Consider the following 24243-nt stretch of genomic DNA (forward strand, 5'->3'; position numbering starts at 1 on the left):
ATAGCAATAAAACCCTTATTAATTAGCTTGGATTCACATGCCTTTAGATCTAGAAGAACAAGAACAGTTAGACCAACTTAAAGCGTTTTGGCAAAAGTATCGTAATTTAATTACGGGAGTGTTGACGGCTGTCTTGTTTGCCTATGCTGCATATAGTGGTTATGGGTGGTGGCGTAATACTCAAGCTTTGGAAGCCTCTAAACTCTATGAAACGATGGTCAGCGCTGTTGCTAAAGGTGACAAAGAGCTGACCTTGCGTGCTGCGGATGATTTAGAAAAAGATTTTGCTCGTACACCTTATGCAGCGATGTCTAGTTTAATTGCTGCGCGTATTGCGTCGGATGCTGGTGATAGTGCCAAGGCGCTGGACTATTTGCGTTGGACTGCTAAAAATGCTTCCAATGATGGTTATTTGGCTTTAGCAAAATTACGCTTGGTGACTCAGTTAATTGAGCAGGGTGGTGAAAAAGATTTTGCTGAGGCTGATCAAGTTCTTAAAGAAACACCGATTGCTGGCTTTGAAGCTTTGTGGTTAGAACGTCGTGGCGACTGGTATTTAGCGCAAAAGAAAAATGCTGAAGCTAAAAAAAGCTATGAAGATGCCTGGAAAAAAATAGACGAAGTTAAAGAATTCCCTGAAGAGGCGCGTCGCCTCTTGAAGGTGAAGCTGGATGCAGTTGGAGGAGTGGCACAGTGATGACAGTAAAAATCGATGCAATACAACGCTTAGCAAGGGTTGCTAGTACTACTATTTTATTGAGTGTGGTGACTACAGCACTGCTTGGATGTTCTGGTAGTTCTCGTGTTCGCAAACCTTCCGAGTTGGCAACAGTCACCAATCAGTTTGATATGCAACAGGTGTGGTCTACCAGTGTTGGCTCTTCTGAAGGCTTTAACTTTCATCCGGTAGTCGCAGGTGACGCCGTATATGCAGCTTCACAACGCGGTAATTTGGCAAAGATTGATTTGGCCACTGGCAATAAAGTTTGGGAGGCATCCGTTCCGGAGCGCTTATCTATTGGGCCTGGATCTGACGGCCGCACTACGGTTGCTGTGAGTACTCGCGGTACTGTCTATGCCTATGACGACACTGGTAAGCAGATCTGGAAAGTCAGTGTTAGTAGCGAGGTTTTGAGTGAGCCAATTGTTGCTGGTGGCATTGTGGTTGTGCGAGCGCTTGACAATCGTTTTATTGGTTTGGATGCACAAACAGGTGCCCGCAAGTGGACTTATCAGCGCCAACAGTCTGCCTTGTCATTGCGCGTTGGTTACGGCATGCTGGCTATCGGCAATGAAGTCATTGTGACTGGCTTTGCAGGTGGACGTTTTGGGATGATTGCCATTGCCAATGGTGGTTTGGTTTGGGAAACCCCAGTGTCATTCCCTAAAGGCTTTTCAGAAATTGAGCGCTTAAATGATGTGACTGCTAAACCTAGCATGGAAGGCGAGATCATTTGCGCAGTTTCATACCAAGGCCGCATTGGCTGCGGACAAGCTCGTACTGGAAATCTCTTATGGTTTAAGGATTACTCAAGCTATACGGGTACTGCGCAAAGCGCAGAATTGGTTTTCTCAGCCAATGAAAAATCCTATGTAACCGCATTTGCCACCAAAGACGGTACGCAGGTTTGGGAAAACACCCAACTCACATACCGAGATTTAGGTGAGTCCCTAGCCGTTGGCAGAGTGTTGCTCATGGGTGATGCTCAAGGCTATGTTCATGCACTCTCACAGGCGAATGGCGAGATGATCGCGCGTATTCGTCACGATAGTAATCCAATCACCGCTGCTCCAATTGCAGTAGGCGGGCTCATCCTGATTCAATCTCAGGGTGGAAAAATTGCGGCGTACAGTCCCAAATGAACCCAGTCATCACTATCGTCGGCCGCCCCAATGTTGGGAAGTCGACACTCTTTAATCGTTTGACCCGTTCACGCGATGCCTTGGTAGCAGATTTTTCTGGTTTAACAAGAGATCGTCACTACGGCAAAGGTCGTATTGGTGAGCGCGCGTTTATTTGCGTAGACACTGGTGGCTTTGAGCCCGTTGCTAAAACCGGCATCGTTGCTGAGATGGCTAAACAGACCAAGCAAGCTGTAGCTGAGTCTGACATTGTGATTTTCTTGGTGGATGGTCGCCTGGGTATGGCGCCACAAGATCGGGTCATTGCTGATTTCTTGCGTAAGACGGGTCGGCCAATTATTTTGGCGGTGAATAAAACAGAAGGCATGCAAGCAGGCGTTGTTACTGCTGACTTTCATGAACTCGGTTTAGGTGAACCGTTCCCCATCTCTTCAGCACATGGCGACGGCGTTCGTGGACTGATTGATGACGCCTTGGATTCCCTCGGTATTGCAGAGCCCGACGAAGATGAATTGGCAGGTGATCCAAATCGCCCAATGAAGATTGCGGTAGTGGGTCGTCCAAATGTTGGGAAGTCGACCTTAATCAATAAGCTCATTGGTGAGGAGCGGGTCATTGCGTTTGACATGCCTGGTACTACCCGTGATGCGATTGAGGTTCCTTTTGAGCGTAATGGCAAACCGTATATCTTGGTTGATACGGCGGGATTGCGTCGTCGTGGCAAAGTATTTGAGGCAATTGAGAAGTTCTCAGTTGTTAAAACATTGCAAGCAATTGCGGACTGCAATGTGGTGATCTTGATGCTTGATGCGCAACAAGACATCTCTGAGCAAGATGCACATATTGCGGGATTTATTGTTGAAGCTGGACGTGCATTAGTGGTTGCGGTGAATAAGTGGGACGGACTTGATTCTTACGTTAAAGAACGTGCTCGTTTAGAGATTGCCCAAAAATTGCGCTTCTTGGATTTTGCAAACGTACATCCGATCTCTGCGAAAAAAGGTACAGGCTTAAAAGAGTTGTTTAAGGATGTAGACGCCGCCTATGCAGCTGCGATGGCGAAGTTGCCAACGCCACGCCTGACTCGTATTTTGCAAGAAGCCATTGAGCATCAACAGCCAAAACGCGTGGGTATGGGTCGTCCAAAATTACGCTATGCACACCAAGGGGGCATGAATCCCCCAATCGTGGTGATTCATGGAACATCATTGAGCGGTGTAACGGATAGCTATAAGCGATACTTGGAAGGGCGCTTTAGGGATGTATTCAAATTACGTGGAACACCTTTAAGAATCCAGATGAATACTGCTAAGAATCCTTATGTGGACGAAGATAAGGGTAAAAAAGGTAAAAAGCGGTGATTTTGGGCTTGATTTTTTTATAATTGAGCTCAATATAGAAGGTTCAGTAGCAGTAATTTATAAAAGCTTTTATTAAAAAAGCAAGACTCCCTAATTACAAAACCAATAAGGAGCAGTATGAATAACAACAAAATCCAATTACTTCAGGATCCTTTTCTGAATGCTTTGCGCAAAGAGCATATTCCTGTTTCGATCTATCTCGTCAATGGCATTAAGTTGCAAGGCAATATTGAATCTTTCGATCAATACGTTGTGTTGCTGCGCAACACGGTGACGCAGATGGTTTACAAACACGCAATCTCTACGATCGTTCCAGCTCGTGCGATTGATTTCCGCATAGAAGAAGCTAGCCCTGTATAAAACTGGAGTAGATGCGGCCCGCGCCGTCCTCGTTGGTGTTGATACGGGGCGCGAAGATTTTGCAGACAGCATGGCCGAGCTCAGTCTCTTGGCTGATAGTGCTGGCTCTATACCCACAGCTAGTGTGATTGCCCGCAAGGGTAGAACAGATCCTGCTTTGTTTATTGGGTCTGGTAAAGCGAATGAGCTTAAGCGTGTGATGGAAGAGCAGGGCGCAGAGCTGGCTATCTTTAATCATCCACTTTCTCCAACGCAGCAGCGCAATTTAGAGCGTCATCTTGAGCGTCATGTGATGGATCGCACGGGCTTGATTCTGGATATCTTTAGTCAAAGAGCCCAAAGCCACATTGGTAAGACGCAAGTGGAGTTGGCGCAAGTACGCTATCGCATGTCTCGCTTGGTGCGAGCTTGGAGTCACTTGGAACGTCAGCGCGGCGGTATTGGTGTAAGGGGTGGTCCTGGTGAAACGCAGATGGAGTTGGACCGTCGGATGCTAGCAACGCAAGCGAAGCGTTTAGAAAACGAGCTTGAGAAGCTTCAGCGCCAACAACGAACCCAGAGAAGGGCACGCAATCGTAAGAGTGTGTTTTCAGTTTCTTTGGTTGGGTATACCAATGCTGGCAAGTCGACTTTATTTAATGCCCTAACCAAGGCAGGGACTTACGCCGCCGACCAACTTTTCGCCACTTTGGATACCACTTCCAGAAAGGTGCATTTAGAGGGTGTGGGCTCTATTGTGGTCTCTGATACCGTAGGATTTATCCGAGATTTGCCCCACCAGCTAGTTGAGGCCTTTAGGGCCACTTTGGATGAAACCATTCATGCAGACCTGATTTTGCATGTAATAGATGCCTGCAGCCCCGTTGCCAGAGAGCAAAAAGCCGAAGTAGAAGCGGTTTTGGAGGAAATTGGGGCAAATGAGATCCCTCGAATTGAGGTGATGAACAAAATTGACCAGATGCCCCAAACCTTTAACCGTGGGGCGGTTTTAGAGCGGGATAGCCAGGGTTTGCCGAGCCAGGTTTTCCTCTCCGCCAAGACAGGCTTGGGCCTTGATTTGCTCCGCCTAGCCTTGGCCGAATGCTCTCAAATGACTGATAGAATAAGGGTCGAGCACAACCGTGCCAAGAAGCAATTGGCCCCGGACGAGTTTTTAGAACCCTTACCCGAACGACCAGAAACTTCTGAATTTAATCCGATTCCTACCCGAAGCTATTTTTCTAATGATGCGTAAATTTCTCGACCTCTTTTCGGTCAATGATCCAGGTTGGGGCAACAGCCACAGTGGTGGACCTAAAGATGTCAAAGATGGGCAGGGAGGTGACCAAGCTCCAAAAGTGGAGCCGGATACTAATAAGCCAACAGACACTCAGCCAGTCAATTCGCCTGCGAAGCCGGATGGCCCCCCAGATTTGGATGAACTCTGGCGCGACTTTAATGACAGAATTGCCGGCATCTTTGGCGGTAAGAAAAAGCCAGGAGCAGCAAGCAGTAAGCCAGCTAATAAACCTAGCAGTACCGATATTCCTCCACCTTCACAGCGTGGTGGCAGTGGAGGCGGAAGCGGCAATGGTGCACCAAACTTCAATTTCACTAATCCATTTGGATCTAGGGCCAGCGTGCTGATTGCCGCTGGAGCCGTATTCTTCATTTGGATTTGCAGTGGCTTTTTCATCATTCAAGAAGGCCAGGCTGGTGTCATTCTGACCTTTGGTAAGTACGATTACACCGCTAAGCCAGGCATTAACTGGCGCATGCCTTGGCCAATTCAGTCGGATGAAACAGTGAATCTTTCTGGTGTTCGCTCTGTAGAAGTGGGTCGCCCGGTGCTGATTAAGGCAACCAATCAAAAAGATTCCTCCATGCTTACCGAAGATGAAAACATCATCGACGTGCGCTTTGCTGTGCAATATCGCTTAAAGGATCCAACCGATTATTTATTTAACAATCGTGATCCAGACGCTACAGTAGTTCAGGCTGCTGAAACTGCTGTTCGCGAAATCGTAGCGCGTAGCAAGATGGATACCGTTCTCTACGAGGGACGTGAAAAGATTGGTATTGATTTGGCGAACTCGATTCAGAAGATCTTAGATAGCTACAAAAGTGGCATTTTCGTTACCAGTGTGACTGTGCAAAACGTGCAGCCGCCTGAGCAAGTACAAGCTGCATTTGACGATGCAGTGAAGGCTGGCCAAGACCAAGAGCGCTTAAAGAGTGAGGGCCAAGCCTATGCCAATGACATTATTCCGCGCGCTAAGGGTACCGCAGCTCGCTTGATTCAGGAGGCTGAAGGTTATAAGGCTAGAGTGGTGGCTACCGCAGAAGGTGATGCCACTCGCTTCAAGCAAATTTTGGTTGAATATTCCAAGGCGCCGCAGGTCACTCGTGATCGTATGTACATCGATAGCATGCGCGAGATGTATAACAATGTGACCAAGATCTTAGTAGATACAACCAAGAGTAATAGTCTCTTGTATTTACCGCTTGATAAGATTGTTGCTCAAGTGAGTGCTGAGAGTGCTCAGGCCGCTAGCACTCAAGTAAATCAAACGAGCGCTTCCACCCCAACGGGAAGTGTGACAGTGGGTGGCGCAACCGGAACGAATAATCCAAGTCTAGCTTCAGGTAGCGGTGCAACAAACCCAGCACCAGCTGTGAATAATGCGAACGATCGTACTCTTGATAAGCGTGATAGCTTTCGAAGTCGTGATCGGGAGGCTAGATAATGAATGCAAATCGTTTGATTGCTGCTGGCATTGCGTTCATTGCTGTGATCTATGTGCTGTCATCTAGCATTTTTATTGTTGATCAACGGAAATTTGCAGTTGTTTTTTCTTTTGGTCAGATCGTGCGCGTGATTGAAGAGCCTGGCTTGCGTGTGAAACTGCCGGCCCCATTTGAAAGTGTGCGTTTCTTTGATCGCCGCATTCTGACAATTGACAATCCAGAGGCAGAGCGCTTTATCACTGCAGAGAAGAAGAATCTCCTGGTGGATTCTTATGTGAAATGGCGCATTGTGGATCCCCGAAAGTTTTTTATTAGCTTTAAGGGTGACGAGCGCTTAGCTCAAGACCGCCTCACGCAATTAGTTCGCTCTGCCCTTAATGAAGAGTTTACAAAGCGTACTGTCCGCGAGTTGATTTCGGATCAGCGCGAAGAAGTCATGCAGGGCATTCGCAAAAAAGTGGCTGATGATGCGGCGGATATTGGTGTTGAAATTGTTGACGTACGCTTAAAGCGCGTAGATCTCTTAGCTGAAATCAGCGACTCAGTTTATCGCCGTATGGAGGCAGAGCGTAAGCGTGTCGCAAATGAATTGCGCTCAATGGGGGCAGCTGAATCCGACAAGATTCGTGCCAATGCTGAACGTCAGCGCGATACGATTTTGGCTGAAGCTTATCGAGATGCTCAAAAGATTAAAGGTGCGGGAGATGCCAAGGCAACCGCTCTCTATGCAGAAGCATTTGGACGCGATCCTCAATTTGCTCAGTTCTATCAAAGCTTGGAAGCCTACCGCAGTTCTTTCAAGGATAAGAAGGACATTATGGTTGTTGAGCCCAATGGTGAGTTCTTTAAGTTTCTGCATAAAAAATAAGAAGGTGAATAATTCAGATCATGAATCGTTGGTTACTTCCTGAAGATATTGCAGATGTTTTGCCAGCCGAGGCTCGTAAGGTGGAGGCTTTGCGTCGCGCCATCTTGGATCTCTATCAGTCTTATGGTTATGAGCTAGTTGCCCCTCCTATTTTGGAGTTCTTAGACTCCCTATTGACTGGTACTGGTTCAGATCTCAATCTTCAAACTTTTAAGTTGGTAGATCAGATGTCAGGACGCACGCTAGGTTTGCGTGCCGATATTACTCCGCAAGTGGCGCGCATCGATGCGCACTTACTGAATCGTGCCGGCGTTACCCGTCTTTGTTATGCCGGATCTGTTGCGCACGCCCGCACGCCCGTCGGCAGTTCTGCCCGTGAAGATTTGCAACTGGGCGCAGAGATGTATGGTTGCGCTACTTGGGAAGCAGATTTTGAGGCAATTACCTTGCTCCTCAAAACACTCTCGATTGCTGGCCTTGACAAGGTCTATCTCGATTTATCGCACGCCGGGATCTTGACTGGCATCTTAGCTGACCAGGTCTTGGATAAAGAGACGACTGAGACTTTATATGGCTTGCTGCAGACTAAAGATCGTCCGCGCCTTAGTCAGTGGGCTGCATGCTTACCAGTCACAACAGCCGAAGCGCTGATGGCACTCACTGAGCTCAATGGGCCTTGTGCGCAAGTACTTGCAAAAGCAAAGAAAGTACTGCCTAAACATGCTGCCATCGATCTGGCATTAGCAGATCTCGAGCGTTTAGTTGCCGCAGTTACTGCATCCAGTGGCCTAGAACTGAGTATTGATTTAGCAGACTTACGTGGCTATCAATATCACAGCGGCGTAATGTTTGCTGCCTATGTAGAAAAGTTACCGCAACCAATTGCTAGAGGTGGACGTTATGACCATGTAGGTCAGGCCTTTGGCCGTTCACGTCCTGCTACCGGATTCTCACTAGATCTGTTAACTCTGGCTAATCTCTCATCATTGAAAGTACGCAAGTTGGCAATCGTAGCGCCTTGGCTTGAAGATACGGCCTTGAATAAAACAATTGCAGCTTTACGAGATTCCGGTGAAGTGGTCATTCAGGTGATGGCTGGAGAAAAAGTTGAAGCTACCGAATATGAATGTGATCGAGAGCTGGTAAAGCAGGGCAGTTCCTGGGAAGTAAAGAAAAAATAAAGTAAGCAATTAACCCCATTTGTAATTATCTTTTTGGATTTCAATATGTCTTCAAAGCAGCAAGCTAAAGGTCGTAACGTAGTTGTCATTGGCACCCAGTGGGGTGATGAGGGCAAGGGTAAAGTGGTCGACTGGTTAACGGACCATGCAAAAGCGGTAGTTCGCTTTCAGGGCGGTCACAATGCGGGCCACACACTCATCATTGGCGATAAGAAGACTATTCTGCGCTTGATCCCATCTGGAATCATGCATAAGGAAGTGATCTGCTATATCGGCAACGGTGTAGTTCTATCACCAGAAGCGCTCTTTAAAGAAATTGGCGAACTCGAAGCTGCTGGCTTGGATGTTCAATCCCGCTTGAAGATTTCTGAAGCTACTACATTGATCCTGCCTTATCACGTTGCAATTGATCATGCCCGTGAGAAGAAGCGTGGTGAAGCGAAGATTGGTACAACTGGTCGCGGTATTGGACCAGCATACGAAGATAAAGTGGCGCGTCGTGCACTGCGCGTACAAGATTTATTCTACCCAGAGAAGTTTGCCGAGCAATTGCGTGAGAACTTGGAGTATCACAACTTCATGCTCACTAATTACTACGGTGCTGAGCCTGTAAATTATGAAAAGACTCTTGCCGAAGCAATGTCTTATGCAGAGCGCATCAAACCAATGGTGGTGGATGTTTCTAGCGCACTCTATGCCGCTGAGCAAGCGGGACAAAACCTCTTGTTTGAAGGTGCACAGGGCACTCTATTAGATATCGATCATGGCACCTATCCCTATGTCACTTCCAGCAACTGTGTGGCAGGTAATGCCGCTGCTGGTTCTGGCGTTGGTCCAGATTCTTTGCAGTACATCCTGGGTATCACCAAAGCCTATTGCACGCGTGTTGGTGCCGGCCCATTCCCAAGTGAACTCTATGATCATGACAATCCAGCGAAGCAAGATCCAATTGGTATTCGCTTGGCTGAAGTCGGCAAGGAGTTTGGTTCTGTAACGGGTCGTCCACGCCGCACTGGTTGGTTGGATGCCGCTGCATTGAAGCGCTCTATTCAGATTAATGGACTTTCTGGATTGTGTATCACTAAATTAGATGTTCTTGATGGTTTAGAGACGATTCGCTTGTGTGTTGGCTACAACTTAGATAGTAAAAAACTCGATGTGTTACCACGTGGCGCTGAATCTGTTGCTCGTTGCGAACCAATTTACGAAGATTTTCCGGGCTGGAGGGGTACAACCTTCGGTATTCGGGAGTGGGGCAAGCTTCCAAGCGAGGCCCAAAACTTCCTACGTCGCATCGAGGAAGTAGCTGGAAAACCGATTGCGATGGTTTCTACAGGCCCAGAACGCGATGAGACCATCTTGCTGCAGCATCCTTTCCAGGATTGATGGAAAATAATTGACTAACTATATTTATTAACTAACGCATTAGAGACAAAGGTTTACAAAATGACTGCACGTACCACTTGCAATAGCCTTCAAGTAGCAACTCCTCTTTACCGCTTTATCGAAGACAAGGTTCTTCCAGGTACCGGTATTAAGAGCGCTGACTTTTGGAAGGGCTTTGATGAAATCGTCAAGGACTTAAGTCCAAAAAATGAAGCCTTACTTGCCAAGCGTGATCGTCTTCAATTGGATTTGGATAAATGGCACCAAGCTAATCCAGGCCCAATTAAAGATATGCCTGCTTATCGCAAATTCTTAAAAGAAATTGGCTACTTGGATGATGTCCCAGGAAAAGTAGTTGGCACAACGCAGAATGTCGATGATGAGTTGGCGCTGCAAGCTGGCCCACAGTTGGTAGTTCCAGTTCTTAATGCACGCTATGCATTAAATGCAGCCAATGCGCGTTGGGGATCTTTGTATGATGCTCTCTACGGTACAGACGTTCTCTCTGAAGAAGATGGCGCTACCAAAGCGGGAGCTTATAACCCGATTCGTGGTGCAAAGGTAGTAGCTTATGCACGTAACTTCTTGGATCAATCTGCTCCATTGGCTAAAGGCTCACATAAAGATTCAGTGGCTTATACAGTTGATGGCAACCAATTGGCCGTTAAGCTCAAAGATGGCAGTATGACTGGCTTAGCTGATGAGAAGCAGTTTGTGGGCTACCAAGGCGATGCTACTGCACCAAGCGCTATCTTGTTACGTAACAACGGCATCCATATCGATATCGAAATTAACAAGAGCAAGACTATTGGCGCTAGCGATCCTGCTGGCATCAATGATGTCGTATTAGAGGCTGCACTTTCTACCATTTTGGACTTGGAAGACTCTATTGCTGCAGTGGATGGCGATGATAAGGTGCTTGCCTATGAAAACTGGCTGGGTATCTTGAAGGGCACTTTAGTTGAGGAAGTAAAAAAAGGTGACAAGACAATTACGCGCGCACTTAATCCAGATCGCAAGTACACAGCGGGTATCGGTGCGGTGAATGCTAAGGATGGCGTAGTGACTTTGCACGGTCGCTCACTCCTATTCCTTCGTAACGTTGGTCATTTGATGACTAACCCAGCCATCATTACTGGTGAAGGCAAAGAGATCTACGAGGGTATCTTGGATGCAGTAGTCACCGTATTGATTGCCCTATATGACATCAATCGTCCAGCGACTCAGGCTATCGGTAATACACGCAAAGGCTCTGTTTACATCGTCAAGCCAAAAATGCACAGTCCTGAAGAAGTTGCTTTTGCAGGTGAGCTCTTTGGTCGCGTTGAAAAATTACTCGGCTTGCCAGCAGATACAGTCAAGCTCGGTATCATGGACGAAGAGCGTCGTATGAGTGCCAATATCAAAGCAGCAATTGCTGCTGCTGGTGCACGTGTTGCGTTTATTAATACTGGCTTCCTGGACCGCACTGGCGATGAAATGCACACAGCAATGTATGCAGGTCCTATGATGCGCAAAGGTGATATGAAAGCCAGTAAATGGTTGTCTGCTTATGAGCGTCGTAACGTATTTGCGGGTTTAGATTGCGGCTTGCGTGGTCGCGCTCAAATCGGCAAGGGTATGTGGGCAATGCCAGACTTGATGAAGGCAATGGTTGAGCAGAAGATCGTACATCCTAAAGCGGGTGCAAATACTGCATGGGTACCTTCTCCAACAGCTGCTACCTTGCACGCATTGCACTATCACCAGGTGAACGTAGCTGATCTCCAAAAAGAAATGGAAAAGCTCGATACTGCCGCTGAAGCAGAAGCGCTGATCAATGACTTATTAACGATTCCGGTAGTTGAGAAGGCGAATTGGTCTAAAGAAGAGATTCAGCAGGAGTTAGAAAATAACTGCCAAGGTATCTTGGGTTATGTAGTGCGTTGGATTGATCAAGGTGTTGGTTGCTCCAAGGTTCCTGATATTCATAATGTAGGCCTGATGGAAGACCGCGCTACTTTACGTATCTCCAGTCAACATATTGCGAACTGGTTGCTAAACGGTATCGTTACAGCCGATCAAGTGAATGAAACATTGCAACGTATGGCCAAGGTAGTTGATGGCCAGAATGCTGGCGATGCTTTGTACAAGCCAATGATGCCGAACTATAAAGATTCCTATGCTTATAAAGCCGCTAGTGATTTGATCTTTAAAGGCCTTGAGCAGCCGAACGGCTACACCGAGCCACTGCTGCACGCTTGGCGTTTGGAAGTGAAGAAAGCTGGCGCTAAGTAATTTAGGCTAAGCCTCAGTAAGGATGGATTTGCCCACAAAGCAAATCCATTTTTTATTGGGGGCATCCAAATGTTCAGCTTTCTAAATCTATTTTCCAAGTCTAGGCAGACTTTTCCTTTCCAGCTAAATGATGGTGGCAGGGAAAAAGCGGGCTTTAAGGGCGGCGCTGGAGATTGTGTAGTCAGGTCGATCGCGATTGCTGCCAAGCTGCCCTATATTCAGGTCTATGAGGATCTCAGAAAAGCTAACGCGAGTTATGCTGAACTGCGGAGCGATCGTTTGGCAAGGCGGCTTAATAGCAAGGGATCATCACCTCGTAACGGAAACCATCGAAATGTGTTTCATGACTACATCCTTGGGCTTGATTTTGAGTGGGTTCCAACGATGAAGATCGGTGCAGGCTGCCAGGTTCACCTGAGGTCTGATGAACTACCGAATGGCATATTAATTGTGAAGGTTTCCAAGCACTTAACCGCCATAGTTGATGGGGTTATACTAGATACGCACGATCCATCACGCGGCGGAACTCGCTGTGTTTATGGCTATTACATTCAAAAATAGACCCATCAACAGCCAATAAAAAAGCCCCAGAGCAGTGCTCAAGGGCTTTATCAAAATTGACTGAAAATAGTCAAATTTGGCGTTAAACCAGTAAAAAATTACCAATTTGCGCTATTTTTATGGCTTTTTTGCTCCATTACTTTAGCCTCTGCCCATGCAGCTGCGATGAGGGCAAAAAAGTCGCGAATCGCAAACAAAGGCTTGAAACTAAAGAGTGGTGCTTGGTGAAACTGTACTGAGTTTGAATGTGCCATTTTAGAGCTCCTTTAAGGGTATACCCTAATAATACCCTAAACTACAGAGAAATGGTGCGAGGCAGCAAATAAATCTTTTTAGACCTTATGGTGATGGTTTTTTAGCTTCCAAGTCTCTCGGTAGGTACTTGTCATACCAATCATGATGGAAGTGGTCCAGGCAAGTGAAAAAAGCCCGCTAAAGGAGATGAAAAAAGCCAAACTCTTCCAGCCGTCAGGCAAGATGTCCTGAATAAATCCAAGGGTCGTATAGCAGCTACCTGCAAAGAGGATTGCATCAATGCCGCTATTTAATAACTGAGCCTGATAAACGAAGGTTGCCCAAATCAGCACTTCTGCAATATGTATGAGGGCAATAAAACAGAACGAGAGATAGAAGTGGAGAAAGACCCAGTGATACTCTTTTTTGGCAAGATTGGCTGTGGTCATTCTTTCGAAGCGCATCAAGACGGTATTAATCGAGATTCCGTGGAATATCAAAATCAGAACTATCCCAGCCACACCCAACAGGATGTCTTGTAAGAGTGCTAAGTAGGTAAATTGGTAGGTCACTGGGGGCATCTTATCGGCGCTTGTGTAAATATCAAATTTCTCATCAGCGTTGATAATGTCATACGGCACCATTCAAGTAAAGCGCGCATTGAACAATATTACCCATAGTCCAGAAACCCAAAAACGAGAATGTTTGTTCTTGTTTTCTTTAGCGGGCATACAGTTCACCCACATTTTGGACTTCATGATCATGATGCCGCTTGGGCCAGAGTTCATTCGGGTCTTGAATATTAATACCCATCAGTTTGGGCTTTTACTTTCTTCCTATACCTTTGCTGCTGCCGCGGCAGGAATTTTTGCTACCTATTATGTGGACCGCTTTGAGCGTAGGCAGTTGCTCTTAAGTCTTTACGTAATTTTTATCATTGCTACTCTAGCTTGCGGCTTGGCGCAAAATTATGAAACCTTATTCATTGCACGAGCATTCGCAGGTGCCTTTGGGGGCATTCTTGGTTCTCTGGTGCAAACCATTGTGGCAGATTCAATTCCATTTGAGCGCCGAGGTAAAGCCTTGGGAACAGTCATGGCTGCATTCTCAGTGTCCACTGTAGCAGGCGTGCCCCTCAGCTTGTTTCTAGCGCATCACATCTCTTATTTAGGGTGGCGCGCACCATTTATCTTTATTGGCGCAATCTCAACCTTGGTTTTTTATGTAGGCTACTTGCATATCCCCAAGATTGCGGGGCACTTAGATCATGTGCATGAGGGTAGTCGACTGAGTCAAATTCTGAAGATTATGATTGCGCCTCAACATATCAAGGCCTTTATATTTATGGGACTCATTATGATGACGGGATTTTCCGTCATTCCATATATCGCCGTTTATCTCACTACAAATGTAGGAATTAATAATTCGTATATTTCTCTAATCTATTTGTGCGGTGGGGTGGCAACGCTTATGAGCTCGCGGTTGATTGGTCATTTAGCTGATCGATATGGGAAGGTAAAGGTCTTTAGAGTGCTTGCCATCATTAGCTTAGTTCCTTTGCTTGTCACCACTAATCTTCCGGTGACGCCATTGTGGATTGTGCTGTTGAATTCCACCACATTCTTTATCTTAATTTCTGGACGAATGATTCCGGCAATGGCAATGGTAAGCCAAGTGGTTGAAAGCAAAATTCGTGGAACCTTTATGAGTCTGATTGGTTCAGTGCAGATGTTGGCATCCGGAATTGCTTCGGTAGTTGCTGGTATGGTAGTGACGATTAATGCGGATGGCATGATGCAACACTACAACCTGGTTGGTTATGGGGCTGCAGTATGTGGCCTACTTACTTTTTGGCTGGTAGGATATATTCACGCAGATGCAAAAAAGCATTTAGAAAAGACTTGATGAAACACATGGCACACAAGGAGACCACATGATTCAGTTTAAAAGACCCGACGGTAACTCTGTTGAAGGCTACTTGGTAGAGCCTGCAGATAAAGCCAATGCTCCGGGCGTTGTGGTCATTCAGGAGTGGTGGGGCTTGGATGATGAGGTGAAGTCAGTGGCAGATCGTTTGGCAAAAGCCGGCTATCGTGCTCTAGTCCCCGATCTCTATCGCGGTAAGTTAGCCCTTGAAGCAAACGAGGCCGAGCATTTAATGAATGGCTTGAACTTTGGCGATGCTGCTACTCAAGATATTCGTGGCGCAGTTCAATATTTAAAAGCGACTGGTAGTCAGAAGGTTGCTGTTACTGGATTTTGTATGGGCGGTGCCCTGACGGTACTTTCCGCCTGTAATGTTCCTGAGCTTGATGGCACGATTGTTTGGTACGGCTATCCTCCTTTGGAATATGTAGATGCTGCAGCTATTCAGAAGCCGATGTTGGCACACTGGGCTTTGCATGATGAGTTCTTTTCCATTACAGGCGTTGATCAGCTAGAGGAGAAGTTAAAACAAGCTGGCGCTAGCTATGAATTTTATCGCTACGATACTAAGCATGCTTTTGCTAATCCAAAGTCGGCTGTCCGTGGCTTGCCACCTTTAGAATACAACGCCGAGGCAGCGACATTGGCTTGGGATAGAACCCTAGAATTCTTGAAAAAGAATTTAGCTTAATTACCTATCAAGGTCTGCATCATGCATTTATTCACCGAAAACCTTGCTGTAGAAATTGCTGCTTACTATCGCAATCTCGCCTTAGCGCATGGCGTTGTGCCAAAAGTATTTACCTTAGTTAACGGTGAGGGAGATCAATTTTTATTCTTCATCGATGATTTGGGCATGGAGAAGGAAGAGGAGGATCAGTTTTTGGCATATATCGTTAAAGAACATGATGCTGTCTCTTATGCGCGTGGCACCTTAGTGATCGTTGAAAAGAATCAGCAATATATCGAGTTTGCAATTGTGGATCGTGATGATGAAGAGGCAATCGTTTGCTCTGCAGAGTTAACGCGAGATATGGACGATAAGCCAATTGCTCTTACCGAGTTTGATAAAACGCTAGTCAAGAAAACATCAATTGTTTTTGGAAAACTCTTTGAGTCGGTCAAGCTATCGGAGGCAAAGCTAGAAGATTTTGAAAGTCTTTGGGAAGAAATGAAACCCAAGATTTTGCATCGATCCATGGGCATCTAGTCCTCTCAAATGACGCCGGCACAACAGCGGGAATTTATTCATGGCTTTAAGGAGATGTCGCATTCTGCTGTGACGATCTTGACGTGGAGTTTGGTGACTGGCATTGCTATGGCAAAGTCCACCTTAACTGTTCAGCAAGCCATTGCAATGAGTCTGCTGGTATACGCAGGCTCAGCTCAACTCGCTGCACTACCTCTAATTGCGGTGGGCGCACCTATTTGGGTGATATTGCTCACTTCTTTTATGGTGAACTTACGCTTTGTTATTTTCAGTCTCGGATTGCAAGCCCATTTTGCCTATCTATCTACTTGGCGCAGAATTGTGTTGGGCTATTTCACTACGGACTTTTCATATCTATCGCACATTAAGCGCTTCCCAAAACCGGAGACAAAAGAAGAATTGGCTGCCGATAAAGAGCACCTGCGCCTGTATTCCATGATGGGCTTTCAAGCTGCCAACTGGCTTGCTTGGCAGGTCAGCTCTATCACTGGAATTTTGCTTGCCAGTCAAATTCCAAAGGACTGGGGCTTGGAGTTTGCTGGTGCCGTTGCTTTGGTTGTCATTATTGGACCAATGTTGGATCGCGCTTCGGCAAGATGGGCTGCAGTCACTGCCGGGGTTGTTGCGGTCATGACCTACGGCATTACGTTTCGACTCAATATTATTTTAGCCATTGGTGCTGCTGTATTTGTGGGGATGGTTTTAGATAAATCTCCAAAAGAAGGGGTGATCTCATGAGTATTGCTTATCTCATTATTGGCATGATCATTGTTACTGTAGTGGCACGCAGTTTCTTTATTCTGCTGGGCGATCGCATCAAGATTTCAGAATGGGGTCTAGAGACCATTCGTTATGCACCTTTGGCTGCATTGATTGCAATTTTGGCACCTGAAATCTTTTTACCAGTCAGCGCCTCCAGCATTGCTGAATTTAACCTAAGACTTCCCAATATTTGGGGAGGAATTGCGGCAATGATTGCCTTTTATTTCAGCAAGAAAATGATTCCAACCCTCGTGATAGGAATGGCAGTTTATACAGCTGTTCGGTTTTGGTTCGCGTAAGTAGGTGAGATGGTGGCTTGCAATATGCCAATTTGACCCCATATAAGGTCAAGTAGGAGTGTTTGGTGCCCAGGAAGGGACTCGAACCCCCACAACCTTACGATCGCCAGCACCTGAAGCTGGTGCGTCTACCAATTTCGCCACCTGGGCATGCCTCTATTATAGAGGGATGGCTATTCCAGGGGCTTTTCTGGGCTAATTTGTCTTTTTTCCTACAGACTCGATGGTTTGATACAGTAGCCTTATTCATAACAAAAATAGATATCAATAGATATATAGCAAGGGCATGTATTGCCGAAGGAATTAAATGCGTAAAGCAAAAGACTTGGTGCCGCGTGAGGCTGATCGTTTAGGAACAGTCCAGGGTCACCGAGATGGATTTGGATTTGTCATTCCCGATGATGGTGGTGAAGATATTTTTCTCTCTGAGCGAGAGATGTCTCGTGTCATGCATGGCGATAGAGTCAATGTCAGGGTGTTAGGAACAGACCGACGTGGTCGGCCAGAAGGGCAGATTGTTGAGGTGGTTCTGCATGCCAACAAAGTTGTCATTGGTCGCCTGTTAAATGAAAACGGCGTTCTCATTGTTGCGCCTGAAGATAATCGAATTGGTCATGACATTTTGATTCCGCCGAAGGGGCAAGGACAGGCTAAATTAGGTCAGGTGGTCAGTGTCGAGATTATTGACTACCCCGATAGTTATCGCCAAGCTGTTGGTCGAGTGGTTGAGGTTTTGGGCGAGATTGATGATCCCGGCATGGAGATCGAAATCGCTGTCCGTAAGTATGGTGTGCCTCACGAGTTCTCGGCTGCAGCGATGAAAGAGGCTGCAGCACTCCCAGACTCAGTTCAGCAAGAGGACTTAGAGGGGCGCGTAGATTTGCGCGATATCCCTTTGGTTACCATTGATGGCGCAGATGCTAGAGACTTCGACGATGCGGTGTATTGCGAACCCATCATGTACGGCAAGACCAAAGCTTGGCGCTTGATTGTAGGTATTGCCGACGTGTCGCATTACGTTAAACCAGGCCATCCATTAGATGACGAAGGTTTGTTGCGCGCTACTTCAGTCTATTTTCCAAGGCGCGTTATTCCAATGTTGCCCGAGAAGATCTCCAATGGTCTGTGCTCCCTCAATCCTGGAGTAGATCGTTTGTGTATGGTCTGTGACTCTGTGGTGGATAACAACGGTATTGTCTTGGCCTATCAGTTCTACCCTGCGGTAATGCATTCTGCGCAACGTTTCACTTATGACACGGTTTGGGAGATTCTATCGAATAGTAAGGGGCCTGAGGCTGCTCGATTTGCCCAGTTCCGCCCACTGCTTGGTAACCTCTACTCTTTATTCAAGATCTTGTTATCTGCGCGTGAGAAGCGGGGTGCCATCGAGTTCGAGACTACCGAGACTCAGATCATTAGTAATGAGCTTGGTAAGATTTTGCGGATTGAGCCGCGCCTGCGCAATGATGCCCACCGCTTAATTGAAGAGTGCATGTTGACAGCAAACGTTTGTGCTGCTGATTTCATCGACAAGAATAAGCACTTGAGTCTGTATCGCGTGCATGGCGAGCCTTCTGAAGAGAAGTTGGTGACCTTGCGCCAGGTATTAAGAACCTCAGGCCTTTCTTTGGATGGCGGTGAGAAACCAAAACCTCGTGATTTTGCAAAATTGATGCGTGAGATCAAAGATCGCCCTGATGCCAATATGTTGCAGTCAGTGGTGTTGCGCTCTATGCAGCAGGCTATGTATCAGCCAGATAATGAAGGTCACTTTGGCTTGTCATATCCAGCGTACTCTCATTTCACCAGTCCGATTCGTCGCTATCCAGACTTACTTACACATCGTGTGATTAAGTCGATACTGCAGAAGAAGCCTTACGCTCCCGTGCTCCCAGCAACTGTGCCTCTAAATCTGACGCTACCACGCAAAGGCAAAGGTCGCGAGAATGCAGTAAATGCTAAGAAGTCTCATAGTGACGCTAAAGCAGTCGCCGCCAAAGGCGCTAGACCACCCAAAGGTGCTAATGCCGCTTTGCCAATTTGGGGTCAATTGGGCGTGCATTGCTCATCCAATGAGCGTCGCGCCGATGAAGCCTCACGCGATGTTGAGGCATGGCTCAAGTGTTACTACATGCGTGATCATTTAGGCCAAGAATATGCCGGCACCGTAACGAGTGTTGCTAACTTTGGATTATTTATTCAGCTCGAGAACCTGTTTGTCGAAGGTATGGTTCACGTTACTGAATTGGGTGGTGATTACTTTCAGTATGACGAGGCTCGTCAAGAGTTGCGCGGAGAAAGAACGGGCATTCGTTATCGTTTAGGTGATCGCTTGCATGTTTTAGTTAGTCGTGTTGATTTAGATGCACGTAAGATTGAATTTAGTCTCGTCAAATCGATAGGTGCAGAGATAAGTGGCGCATCTAGTCGCCGTCAATTGCTATTGGCTGCTGATACTGGTAGGCCAAATAAGAAAGCTGCATCTAAAAAGAGTAGGCCAGAAAGCAAAACCCCACAAAAGCCTAGCGGCATAAATGTGAATGCTGCAAAGTCTGCTGGAACACTCAGTGCCAACCAATCTAAGAGCAAAGCCAGCCGCAAGAATGGTAAATCAAATCCTGGAAGAACTCCTGGTAAACCTGCTGGCACAAAACCACCAGTACGAAACACTAGAGCTACCCGCCGTAAATAAAAAGCGCACAAAATAGATGAAACAAATATTAGTTGGTTTTCATGCGGTTCAGGCACGCTTACGCGTTGACCCAGATAGTTTGAAAGCGGTTTACTTTGATCCCAGTCGTCGCGATAGGCGCATGGGGGATTTTTTAAAGCAAGCTGAAGAGGTATTGGGTGAGCGTTTGCATGCTGCTGATGCCGAGCGTTTACATAAGCTTACTGGGCATGATCGTCACCAAGGCGTCGTTGCTTTGGCTGAAAAAATGACCATCGCACGGACCATTACTGAAGTAGTAGAAGATGCAGAGAGCGCTCAGAAGCAACCATTGTTCTTGGTTTTAGATGGTGTTACTGATCCACATAACTTTGGTGCTTGCCTGCGTGTGGCTGACGGGGCAGGTGTTGATGCGGTAGTGATTCCAAAAGATCGTTCCGCCTCTATTAATGCGACCGTCAGCAAGGTGTCGAGTGGGGCATCTGAAGTCATGCCCGTAATTACTGTGACCAATCTTGTGCGTAGCATGAAGGAGATGCAGGAAGCAGGCGTCTGGTTAATTGGCACAGACGATGAGGCTGAAAAATCAATCTATGACCTCGATCTCACTGGCCCCATTGCAATAGTGATGGGAGCTGAAGGCGAGGGCATGCGTCGCCTTACAAAAGAAACCTGTGATGAGCTCGTACGCATACCCATGCAAGGTGTAGTAGAAAGTTTGAATGTTTCTGTTGCAAGTGGCGTATGCCTGTATGAGGCATTAAGACAGCGCCTAGCGAAAGCTGCCAAGAATTAATAGGTAGAAACTGCTAGCGACTTACTTCGCTAGCAGTGCTTCAAGTTTTTCTGTATCAATACAGAAATTACGAATACCTTCGGCCAATTTCTCGGTCGCCATTGGGTCATTATTGAGTTGCAGACGGAAGCTAGACTCATCTAGCTTTAGCGGAGTAATTTTTTCCGCATGAGCGCTATCTGCATCCAACTTTTTAATAACAGGTGAGGTGCTACTTTGCAGTTCAGCTAAAAGCTCCGGGCTAATTGTTAGCAAATCACAGCCCGCTAACTCGAGGATCTGAGTAGTATTCCGAAAACTGGCACCCATGATCTCGGTAGAGATGCCAAAGTGTTTGTAATAGGTAAATATTTTCTTGACTGAAGTCACGCCAGGATCATTGGCGCCCCCATTCATTTCATCACTCCAATTGCTACCCAACTTGGACTTATTCCAATCGGTAATGCGGCCCACAAATGGGGAGATCAGCTTTGCGTTTGCTGCGCCACAAGCAGCCGCCTGAATGAGTGAGAAGAGTAAAGTGATATTGCAATGAATGCCTTCAGCTTCTAATTCTTTTGCAGCAGCAATACCTTCCCAGGTGCCAGCAAGCTTGATCAAAATACGTTTGCGCTCAATCCCATGCGACTCATATAAAGCAATAATATGCTTGGCCTTAGCAACCGTTGCCTTGGTATCAAAAGAGAGTCGGGCATCGACTTCAGTAGAAACGCGCCCTGGAACAATTTTCAGAATCTCCAAACCAAACGCTACCAAGATATAGTCAACCAAGTCAGTGGGACTCATTCCGCGATGGGCATCTTTTACTGACTGCACTAAGCTTTGATAATTGCTTTGTTGGGCTGCTTTGAGGATGAGCGACGGGTTAGTCGTGGCATCCTGTGGTTGAAATACTTGCATGCGCTCAAAATCACCAGTATCGGCAACGACCGTAGTGAGCTTTTTAAGTTGCTCTAGTTGGTTTGGGGCTGAAGAAGTGTTATTCATGGCTAGATTGGTCTAAATAAGGGGTCTACAGTAGTCGGTTTTTGATGAATATCATATGATAGATGTATTAATGACTCAGTTTCAATAAAGGCATTTAGCAGGCTTATGAACCAAGATCAACTCAAACAAATGGTAGGCGAGGCGGCTCGTGATGAAGTCTTAAAGTTGCCAGCAGGGCAAATTTTAGGGGTTGGTACAGGCTCAACTGTTAACTGCTTTATTGATGCCTTAGCTCCACACAAAAATCATTTCGTAGGGGCGGTATCGAGTTCAAATGCAACAACAGAGCGTTTACTCAAACATGGCTTCCAGGTTTTAGATCCCAATGATGTCACTGGCTTACCCGCCTATGTCGATGGTGCTGATGAAATCGATCCAACGGGCCACATGATCAAAGGTGGTGGTGGTGCGCTAACCCGAGAAAAAATTATTGCTTCCATGGCCAAGCAATTTATCTGCATCTGTGATTCATCTAAACAAGTTCCAGTGCTGGGTAACTTTGCGTTACCAGTAGAAATCATTCCACTTGCCAAAGGTGTCGTAAGCAGGGAATTAGAAAAATTCGGTGGCAAGGTCACGCTGCGTCTGGCAAAAAATACCCGTGCAGATTTAAATCAAACCCTAAGCGAACCTTTTGTTACTGATAATGGTGGGTGGATATTGGATGTGGCGGGTCTACAGATTGCTGACCCTATTCAAATGGAAGCACAACTAAATCAGATCGCTGGCGTGATTACGGTTGGATTGTTTGCTAAAGAAAAAGCAAACATTCTGCTGGTGAGTAATGCCTCTGGTGTAGAAAGAATCCTGCTCTAGATAATAAAAAACCCGACGGGGTATGCCCATCGGGTTGTTTGCCATGGTTTGCATGGCGCAGGCACTCGGAAGAGATTTAGTTCCTTAGCCTATGAGCATATAGATACGCTCATTCTGAATGGCTTTCGCCAATGTAGTGGAGCACAATCACTGCCTCACTACGATTACATCCTATGCCTGCATAGATAGAGTGTCAACAGCTGGGAACAAGTTTTATTAATTTACTAATGCTGTGCCGCAATACTGCAGATGTAGCGCTTTATTCCGCTGGTGGAACGTAGCCTTGCGCCATATCCGCACCACCTTCAAAGAAGTATTTCTCAACTTGCTTTAAAAGGTACTGGCGCGCGCGGGGATCAGCCATATTGAGGCGGTTTTCGTTAATCAACATAGTTTGCTGCTTTAACCAAGCAGCCCAAGCCTCTTTGGATACTTGATTCCAAATCTTTTTACCAAGCTCACCGGGTAGCGGAGCAAAATCCATTCCTTCAGCCTCTTTGTTGAGCTTGATACATTGAACCATCCGTGCCATCTGTAATGCCTTTCTTATAGATCTTTAGTTAAAACCATGGACTTACGGTCCCAGTTATAAATTTGTTTTCTTTCTCCAGGCAGGTCTTCAACACTTGCCCTTTTAAAGCCGCGCTTTAAGAACCAATGCTCTGTTCTAGTGGTGAGCACAAATAATTTTTTAATACCTTCTTGTTTGGCACGCATCTCTACACGCTTTAGAAGACGCTCGCCATCACCTGAACCTTGAACGTCTGGATCAACTGCCAGGCATGCGAGTTCACCAACGCCGTTGGGAAATGGAAAGAGGGCAGCACAGCCGAATAGAACGCGATCATGCTCAATGACTGAGAAGCGCTGAATATCACGCTCAATCACATCTTGACCACGAGCAGCCAGGATACCTTCTTCTTCTAGAGGCATGGTCAACTGCAAAATACCGCCCACATCATCCTGATTGGCTTCACGCAAGTTCTCAATATCAGATGAAGCAAGCATCATGCCGATGCCATCATGGGTAAAGAGCTCTTCAAGCAAAGCACCATCTTGATTGCAAGGTAAGAAATGAACGCGACTTACGCCTGCTCTGATCGCTCTGCCGGAAATGTTGAGTAGACTCTTCATGCCAACATCTAAATCCTTGTTGCCTGCCATATAGTCTTGGAGCTGTGGCAGGGATAACTCTGTAATCAGATCGCCTTCTGCATCATGCAAGCCTTCATAAGGGCTTAAGAAAATCAACTTGTCAGCCTTAAGAGAGGCAGCAGTAGAGGCGGCCACATCCTCATAAGCCAGATTGAATGCCTGTCCGGTTGGCGAGAAGCCCAAAGGTGAGAGCAAGACAATCTTATTGCTATCTAAAGAGAGTTTGATAGAAGTAGAGTCGACCTTACGCACTAAGCCTGTATGGATGTAATCAATACCCTCCACAACACCTACAGGCATCGCAGTAATAAAGTTACCAGAGATCACGGAGATACGTGATCCCGCCATTGGGGTGTTAGGTAAACCACGACTAAAGGCTGCTTCAATATCGAGACGCAATTCACCAGCGGCTTCTTTGACGCACTCGAGTGCGGCAGCATCAGTAATACGGTAGCTATGAATAGAGCTTTTGCCAAACTTACTCTTGATTTTGCGCAACATGAGTTGCTCTTCAATTTGTGGACGAATGCCGTGAACTAAAACAATGCGCATCCCCATGGCATGCAACATGGCAATGTCCTCAATGAGATTCTCAAGACCAATTTCTTGGACGAGCTCACCAGCAAAAGCAATTACAAAGGTCTTTTCACGGAAGCTGTGAATGTAGGGCGCAACATCGCGCAACCACCCTACAAAGGGGAAGTTGGAGGTAGATTCTTCGGCACTTGAGGCCTGATTCGGTGCATTTGTTGGCATAGTGAGAAAATTATAGGGTGCAAGAGCCCATAAACCAACAAAAACCC

Annotated in this window: 24 protein-coding genes and 1 tRNA gene; 19 read left to right on the top strand and 6 right to left on the bottom strand. The window is 46.5% G+C overall.

All coding sequences use genetic code 11. The features are described 5' to 3' along the window. Positions 1-37: 37 nt before the first annotated feature. The 11 genes from C2740_RS03300 to C2740_RS03350 all read left to right on the top strand — a co-directional run bounded on the left by C2740_RS03300 (position 38) and on the right by C2740_RS03350 (position 12584). Entirely contained in the window at positions 38-697 is a 660-nt protein-coding gene (locus C2740_RS03300) for a tetratricopeptide repeat protein (RefSeq protein WP_215293991.1), read from the top strand. Then, positions 697-1863, top strand: a complete 1167-nt coding sequence (gene bamB, locus C2740_RS03305) for an outer membrane protein assembly factor BamB (protein ID WP_215293992.1) — start codon at positions 697-699, stop codon at positions 1861-1863. Before C2740_RS03300 ends, bamB begins: the two co-directional genes overlap by 1 nt. Next, complete coding sequence (der, locus tag C2740_RS03310; RefSeq protein ID WP_215293993.1) at positions 1860-3224, top strand: ribosome biogenesis GTPase Der; 1365 nt, start codon at positions 1860-1862, stop codon at positions 3222-3224. The genes bamB and der overlap by 4 nt, the downstream gene beginning before the upstream one ends. A 117-nt stretch (positions 3225-3341) precedes the next feature. Continuing rightward, complete coding sequence (gene hfq / locus C2740_RS03315) at positions 3342-3584, top strand: RNA chaperone Hfq (protein ID WP_215293994.1); 243 nt, start codon at positions 3342-3344, stop codon at positions 3582-3584. Continuing rightward, positions 3577-4818 carry a GTPase HflX gene (hflX, locus tag C2740_RS03320; protein WP_215294292.1) on the top strand — a complete coding sequence of 414 codons (1242 nt, stop codon included), beginning with the start codon at positions 3577-3579 and terminating at the stop codon, positions 4816-4818. Before hfq ends, hflX begins: the two co-directional genes overlap by 8 nt. Beyond that, positions 4808-6310 (top strand): FtsH protease activity modulator HflK, encoded by a 1503-nt coding sequence (gene hflK, locus C2740_RS03325; RefSeq protein ID WP_215293995.1) that lies wholly within the window; start codon positions 4808-4810, stop codon positions 6308-6310. The genes hflX and hflK overlap by 11 nt, the downstream gene beginning before the upstream one ends. Beyond that, the gene (gene hflC, locus C2740_RS03330; protein WP_215293996.1) at positions 6310-7179 is read left to right on the top strand and encodes a protease modulator HflC; all 870 of its coding nucleotides are present in this window, start codon (positions 6310-6312) and stop codon (positions 7177-7179) included. The genes hflK and hflC overlap by 1 nt, the downstream gene beginning before the upstream one ends. A gap of 20 nt (positions 7180-7199) precedes the next feature. Continuing rightward, positions 7200-8360, top strand: coding sequence for an ATP phosphoribosyltransferase regulatory subunit (locus tag C2740_RS03335; protein WP_215293997.1), 1161 nt, complete (start codon positions 7200-7202; stop codon positions 8358-8360). Positions 8361-8405: 45 nt separating this feature from the next. Then, entirely contained in the window at positions 8406-9746 is a 1341-nt protein-coding gene (locus C2740_RS03340) for an adenylosuccinate synthase (RefSeq protein WP_215293998.1), read from the top strand. A 60-nt stretch (positions 9747-9806) separates the two neighbouring features. Then, positions 9807-12023 (top strand): malate synthase G, encoded by a 2217-nt coding sequence (locus tag C2740_RS03345; protein ID WP_215293999.1) that lies wholly within the window; start codon positions 9807-9809, stop codon positions 12021-12023. A 69-nt stretch (positions 12024-12092) separates the two neighbouring features. Beyond that, the gene (locus tag C2740_RS03350; protein ID WP_215294000.1) at positions 12093-12584 is read left to right on the top strand and encodes a hypothetical protein; all 492 of its coding nucleotides are present in this window, start codon (positions 12093-12095) and stop codon (positions 12582-12584) included. A gap of 98 nt (positions 12585-12682) precedes the next feature. Here C2740_RS03350 and C2740_RS03355 read toward each other — a convergent pair whose 3' ends face one another. Together C2740_RS03355 and C2740_RS03360 are read right to left on the bottom strand one after the other, a co-directional pair. Then, complete coding sequence (locus C2740_RS03355; protein WP_215294001.1) at positions 12683-12838, bottom strand: hypothetical protein; 156 nt, start codon at positions 12836-12838, stop codon at positions 12683-12685. 78 nt (positions 12839-12916) lie between these two features. Further along, a complete protein-coding gene (locus C2740_RS03360; protein WP_251369686.1) occupies positions 12917-13462 on the bottom strand; it encodes a hypothetical protein in 546 nt (181 codons plus the stop codon). Here C2740_RS03360 and C2740_RS03365 point away from each other — a divergent pair. From C2740_RS03365 to C2740_RS03385, 5 genes are read left to right on the top strand one after another with little or no spacing between them, the layout of a single operon-like run. Beyond that, positions 13446-14723 carry an MFS transporter gene (locus C2740_RS03365; protein WP_215294002.1) on the top strand — a complete coding sequence of 426 codons (1278 nt, stop codon included), beginning with the start codon at positions 13446-13448 and terminating at the stop codon, positions 14721-14723. The two genes, C2740_RS03360 and C2740_RS03365, sit on opposite strands and share 17 nt — an antisense overlap. Positions 14724-14751: 28 nt before the next feature. After that, the gene (locus C2740_RS03370; RefSeq protein ID WP_215294003.1) at positions 14752-15435 is read left to right on the top strand and encodes a dienelactone hydrolase family protein; all 684 of its coding nucleotides are present in this window, start codon (positions 14752-14754) and stop codon (positions 15433-15435) included. A gap of 21 nt (positions 15436-15456) precedes the next feature. Further along, complete coding sequence (locus tag C2740_RS03375; protein WP_215294004.1) at positions 15457-15954, top strand: hypothetical protein; 498 nt, start codon at positions 15457-15459, stop codon at positions 15952-15954. A gap of 9 nt (positions 15955-15963) precedes the next feature. Next, positions 15964-16692, top strand: a complete 729-nt coding sequence (locus C2740_RS03380) for an AzlC family ABC transporter permease (RefSeq protein ID WP_215294005.1) — start codon at positions 15964-15966, stop codon at positions 16690-16692. Continuing rightward, the gene (locus C2740_RS03385) at positions 16689-17015 is read left to right on the top strand and encodes an AzlD domain-containing protein (protein WP_215294006.1); all 327 of its coding nucleotides are present in this window, start codon (positions 16689-16691) and stop codon (positions 17013-17015) included. The genes C2740_RS03380 and C2740_RS03385 overlap by 4 nt, the downstream gene beginning before the upstream one ends. 63 nt (positions 17016-17078) lie before the next feature. Here C2740_RS03385 and C2740_RS03390 read toward each other — a convergent pair. Beyond that, positions 17079-17165 (bottom strand) — tRNA-Leu (locus tag C2740_RS03390). Positions 17166-17322: 157 nt separating this feature from the next. Here C2740_RS03390 and rnr point away from each other — a divergent pair. After that, entirely contained in the window at positions 17323-19707 is a 2385-nt protein-coding gene (gene rnr, locus C2740_RS03395; protein WP_215294007.1) for a ribonuclease R, read from the top strand. Between the two features lie 16 nt (positions 19708-19723). Beyond that, entirely contained in the window at positions 19724-20482 is a 759-nt protein-coding gene (gene rlmB, locus C2740_RS03400) for a 23S rRNA (guanosine(2251)-2'-O)-methyltransferase RlmB (protein ID WP_215294008.1), read from the top strand. A 21-nt stretch (positions 20483-20503) separates the two neighbouring features. Here the strand turns inward: rlmB and tal are convergent, their stop codons facing one another. Beyond that, the gene (tal, locus tag C2740_RS03405) at positions 20504-21469 is read right to left on the bottom strand and encodes a transaldolase (RefSeq protein WP_215294009.1); all 966 of its coding nucleotides are present in this window, start codon (positions 21467-21469) and stop codon (positions 20504-20506) included. Between the two features lie 105 nt (positions 21470-21574). Between tal and rpiA the strand changes: the two genes are divergently transcribed. Next, positions 21575-22285 carry a ribose-5-phosphate isomerase RpiA gene (gene rpiA, locus C2740_RS03410; protein ID WP_215294010.1) on the top strand — a complete coding sequence of 237 codons (711 nt, stop codon included), beginning with the start codon at positions 21575-21577 and terminating at the stop codon, positions 22283-22285. Between the two features lie 259 nt (positions 22286-22544). Here rpiA and C2740_RS03415 read toward each other — a convergent pair whose 3' ends face one another. Together C2740_RS03415 and argA are read right to left on the bottom strand one after the other, a co-directional pair. After that, a complete protein-coding gene (locus C2740_RS03415; RefSeq protein ID WP_062308940.1) occupies positions 22545-22817 on the bottom strand; it encodes an oxidative damage protection protein in 273 nt (90 codons plus the stop codon). A 14-nt stretch (positions 22818-22831) separates the two neighbouring features. After that, positions 22832-24196 (bottom strand): amino-acid N-acetyltransferase, encoded by a 1365-nt coding sequence (gene argA, locus C2740_RS03420; RefSeq protein ID WP_215294011.1) that lies wholly within the window; start codon positions 24194-24196, stop codon positions 22832-22834. Between the last annotated feature and the right edge of the window lie 47 nt (positions 24197-24243).

Source organism: Polynucleobacter sp. MG-5-Ahmo-C2 (assembly GCF_018687735.1).
Lineage (GTDB): Bacteria > Pseudomonadota > Gammaproteobacteria > Burkholderiales > Burkholderiaceae > Polynucleobacter.

What these genes read in the sequence shown, in the direction of transcription:
- C2740_RS03340 (WP_215293998.1), top strand. Translation starts at nt 8,406, where the DNA reads ATGTCTTCAAAGCAGCAAGCTAAAGGTCGTAACGTAGTTGTCATTGGC.
- C2740_RS03415 (WP_062308940.1), bottom strand. Translation starts at nt 22,817, where the DNA reads ATGGCACGGATGGTTCAATGTATCAAGCTCAACAAAGAGGCTGAAGGA.
- rnr (WP_215294007.1), top strand. Translation starts at nt 17,323, where the DNA reads ATGCGTAAAGCAAAAGACTTGGTGCCGCGTGAGGCTGATCGTTTAGGA.
- C2740_RS03370 (WP_215294003.1), top strand. Translation starts at nt 14,752, where the DNA reads ATGATTCAGTTTAAAAGACCCGACGGTAACTCTGTTGAAGGCTACTTG.
- C2740_RS03360 (WP_251369686.1), bottom strand. Translation starts at nt 13,462, where the DNA reads ATGGTGCCGTATGACATTATCAACGCTGATGAGAAATTTGATATTTAC.
- hflC (WP_215293996.1), top strand. Translation starts at nt 6,310, where the DNA reads ATGAATGCAAATCGTTTGATTGCTGCTGGCATTGCGTTCATTGCTGTG.
- C2740_RS03375 (WP_215294004.1), top strand. Translation starts at nt 15,457, where the DNA reads ATGCATTTATTCACCGAAAACCTTGCTGTAGAAATTGCTGCTTACTAT.
- C2740_RS03350 (WP_215294000.1), top strand. Translation starts at nt 12,093, where the DNA reads ATGTTCAGCTTTCTAAATCTATTTTCCAAGTCTAGGCAGACTTTTCCT.
- C2740_RS03365 (WP_215294002.1), top strand. Translation starts at nt 13,446, where the DNA reads ATGTCATACGGCACCATTCAAGTAAAGCGCGCATTGAACAATATTACC.
- tal (WP_215294009.1), bottom strand. Translation starts at nt 21,469, where the DNA reads ATGAATAACACTTCTTCAGCCCCAAACCAACTAGAGCAACTTAAAAAG.
- C2740_RS03380 (WP_215294005.1), top strand. Translation starts at nt 15,964, where the DNA reads ATGACGCCGGCACAACAGCGGGAATTTATTCATGGCTTTAAGGAGATG.
- C2740_RS03335 (WP_215293997.1), top strand. Translation starts at nt 7,200, where the DNA reads ATGAATCGTTGGTTACTTCCTGAAGATATTGCAGATGTTTTGCCAGCC.
- hflK (WP_215293995.1), top strand. Translation starts at nt 4,808, where the DNA reads ATGATGCGTAAATTTCTCGACCTCTTTTCGGTCAATGATCCAGGTTGG.
- rpiA (WP_215294010.1), top strand. Translation starts at nt 21,575, where the DNA reads ATGAACCAAGATCAACTCAAACAAATGGTAGGCGAGGCGGCTCGTGAT.
- C2740_RS03355 (WP_215294001.1), bottom strand. Translation starts at nt 12,838, where the DNA reads ATGGCACATTCAAACTCAGTACAGTTTCACCAAGCACCACTCTTTAGT.
- C2740_RS03300 (WP_215293991.1), top strand. Translation starts at nt 38, where the DNA reads ATGCCTTTAGATCTAGAAGAACAAGAACAGTTAGACCAACTTAAAGCG.
- C2740_RS03345 (WP_215293999.1), top strand. Translation starts at nt 9,807, where the DNA reads ATGACTGCACGTACCACTTGCAATAGCCTTCAAGTAGCAACTCCTCTT.
- rlmB (WP_215294008.1), top strand. Translation starts at nt 19,724, where the DNA reads ATGAAACAAATATTAGTTGGTTTTCATGCGGTTCAGGCACGCTTACGC.
- C2740_RS03385 (WP_215294006.1), top strand. Translation starts at nt 16,689, where the DNA reads ATGAGTATTGCTTATCTCATTATTGGCATGATCATTGTTACTGTAGTG.
- bamB (WP_215293992.1), top strand. Translation starts at nt 697, where the DNA reads ATGACAGTAAAAATCGATGCAATACAACGCTTAGCAAGGGTTGCTAGT.
- argA (WP_215294011.1), bottom strand. Translation starts at nt 24,196, where the DNA reads ATGCCAACAAATGCACCGAATCAGGCCTCAAGTGCCGAAGAATCTACC.
- hfq (WP_215293994.1), top strand. Translation starts at nt 3,342, where the DNA reads ATGAATAACAACAAAATCCAATTACTTCAGGATCCTTTTCTGAATGCT.
- der (WP_215293993.1), top strand. Translation starts at nt 1,860, where the DNA reads ATGAACCCAGTCATCACTATCGTCGGCCGCCCCAATGTTGGGAAGTCG.